This is a genomic window from Streptomyces albicerus (genome assembly GCF_008905045.1).
Taxonomy (GTDB): Bacteria; Actinomycetota; Actinomycetes; order Streptomycetales; family Streptomycetaceae; genus Streptomyces; species Streptomyces albicerus.
Genome location: NZ_VWMY01000181.1, coordinates 1 through 2783, shown reverse-complemented (window position 1 = coordinate 2783; position 2783 = coordinate 1). Strand labels below are relative to the sequence as shown.

The following is a 2783-nucleotide window of genomic DNA, read 5'->3' as shown; positions in this document are numbered from 1 at the left end:
AGTCGAACTCGAGGGTGCCCCAGTCGGGGTGGGCGGCGCGCAGGGGGTCCTCGTGTTCGTACAGCGGCCGGCCGTCGAACTCGGCCAGCGCCCAGTCGTCGCGCGGGAAGTGCGCGGGCACCCAGTCCATGATGACGCCGATGCCGGCCCGGTGCAGCGCGTCGACGAGGTACTTGAAGTCGTCCGGGGTGCCCAAACGCGCGGTCGGCGCGTAGAAGCCGGTGATCTGGTAGCCCCAGGAGCCGCCGAAGGGGTGTTCCGCGACCGGCATCAGTTCCACGTGGGTGAAGCCGAGGTCGGCGACGTAGCCGGGCAGCTGTTCGGCCAGCTGACGGTACGTCAAGCCAGGGCGCCAGGAGGCCAGATGGACCTCGTACACCGAGAACGGCGCCTCGTGGACCGGCCGTTCGGCGGCCCGCCGCGCCATCCACTCCCCGTCCTGCCACTCATGACGAGAGACATGGACAACCGAGGCCGTATCAGGCGGAGTCTGCGCCCAGCGAGCCATCGGATCGACCCGCAGTGTCCTGGAACCGTCGGGCCGGGTGATCTCGAACTTGTAGAGCTCGCCCTCGCCGATCTCCGGAACGAACAGCTCCCACACCCCGGACGAACCCAGCGACCGCATGGGAAACGCCGCCCCGTCCCAGAAGTTGAAGTTCCCCGCGAGCCGCACACCGCGGGCGTTCGGCGCCCAGACGGTGAAGCGGGTGCCGACCACTCCCTGGTGCTCCATCGCCTGCGCACCGAGCGCCGTCCACAGCTGCTCGTGCCGCCCCTCCGAGAACAGATGCAGATCGAACTCACCGAGCGAGGGCAGGAACCGATAGGGGTCCTGCACCTCCCGCTCGTGGCCCGCATACCTCACGAGCAACGTGTACTCAGGGATCGCGTCGAGTGGCAGAACCCCGGAGAAGAGACCGTCACCCTCGTCGTTCAGGTCCACGCGCAACCCGTCCGTCAAGGACACGGTCACCGCCTCGGCGTAGGGGCGGAGCACGCGGAAGATGACACCCTCCGGCACAGGATGGGCCCCGAGCAGCGCATGAGGATCGTGATGGGTGCCTGACAGCAGCCGCTCCCGGTCCGTCGCGTCCATCGAAACCACCGATCGCCGCACGGCGGGGCCATCGCTCGGCGCGGACGAACCGACCTTGACGGGACGGACGTCCTCGGACGCCGGCAGGGTCACAGCTGCGGAGATATTGCGGGCTACCACGGTTTCAGCCTCCTTGAGCACTGTGGAAGAAAGGGACCGGCTTCTGCGGACCAGTGCCGGAGGGAGCGGGGGCGCACTCCGCGAGACGGGCGATCGCCGCCATCGGGACGGGCAGCCAGTCGGGCCGGTGCCGGGCCTCGTACAGCACCTCGTACACGGCCCGGTCCGTCTCGTACGCGCGGAGCAGTTCAGGCTCGGCGCGCGGATCCCATCGCGCCGCGGCGGCGTACCCCGCGCAGTAGGCGTCCCGAGAGCGACGCGCCCACTCCGGACGCCACGGGCGGCGGCTGCGGGCGGCGTAGTCGAAGGAGCGGAGCATGCCCGCGACATCGCGTACGGGGGACTGGGGGTGCCGGCGTTCGGCGATCGGTCGGGCCGGTTCGCCCTCGAAGTCGATGACGAACCAGCTCTCCCCGGCCCGCAGCACCTGGCCGAGGTGAAGATCGCCGTGGATCCGCTGTACGGGGCGGCCCGTGTCGAGGACGGCGAGCTCGTCGAAGGCGGCCCGCAGCCCGGCCACATACGGCAGAAGCTCCGGCACCGACTGGCTCGTGGCGTCCAGCCGCTCGTTCATCGCGGCCGCGAGTCGCCTGCTCTGATGCCCCGTCGGGGGGCCGAGGGTGAACGCCGCGGCCAGTGCCACATGAACCTCGGCCGTCGCCCGCCCCAGTTCGTACGCCTCGTCCGTGAACTCCCCACCCGCGGCGAGCGATTCAAGCGCCAGGGTCCACCCGTCCACGGCATCCGGCAGGAACGGCTGAAGCACACCGAGCGTCGCCACCTGCGGCTGTGAGGTCCGGAACCACGCCACGGGGGCCGGTACGCGGGTGCAGCCCTGCCGGGCCAGCGCCCAGGGAACTTCCAGGTCCGGGTTGATGCCGGGCTGGACGCGCCGGAAGACCTTGAGGATGTACGAATCGCCGTACACCAGCGAGGAGTTGGACTGCTCGGCATCGAGGAGTCGGGGGGTGAGGCCGACGGGGATCGTCACCTGCGCGTCGCGCTCGAACCGCAGCGGGCCCGCCGTTCCCGGCGTGCGCAGCCGCTCGAGGAGCAGGTCCGCCGACCGGGGCTCCTGAAGGGCGTCGTACACCACCAGGCCCGCCAGCGGCCCCTCGCTCGCACGGCCGATGCGGGCATGGTCCAGCCGGGGCGGCAGGGCGTCACGGACGCCGAGAAGCAACTGGTAGCAGTCTCCGGGCAGGTGCGCTCCGGCGCCGTGCCGCGTGCTGACCAGGAGATGCAGGCATCCCGGATGCAGCTCCGTCACGGAGAGCAGAGCCAGCTCCGTGACACGCCGGCCCTTGCCGGCGAACCAGCGCTGCTCCGGCAGCCACGTTCGTAGCAGTCCGGCGAGAGACGTCAGCAGAAGAGCCGGACTGTGGCTGCTGGGGCGGGGTGATACGACCTTGCGCATGGCGACCCGTCCTTTCAGGAGCACACCATCAATCGCCGTTTGGTGTGGGGAGCGACTGCGCGGAGTCGGAACCAGTAGAAGCCGTGGCCTGCGAGGGTGAGCAGGTAGGGGAGGTCGCCGATGGCGGGGAAGCGGACGCCGCCGATG

General features: G+C 70.4%; 1 protein-coding gene and 2 pseudogenes. All 3 read right to left on the bottom strand.

Annotated elements, in window-relative coordinates:
- Positions 1-1549: GlgB N-terminal domain-containing protein (locus GAS53_RS54695; protein WP_263974271.1), on the bottom strand; the 1549-nt coding region annotated here is incomplete at its 3' end.
- Positions 1550-2306: 757 nt separating this feature from the next.
- Positions 2307-2636: pseudogene (locus GAS53_RS58895) on the bottom strand (maltokinase N-terminal cap-like domain-containing protein); the annotation flags it as partial.
- Positions 2637-2650: 14 nt separating this feature from the next.
- Positions 2651-2783: pseudogene (locus GAS53_RS54685) on the bottom strand (alpha-glucosidase C-terminal domain-containing protein); the annotation flags it as partial.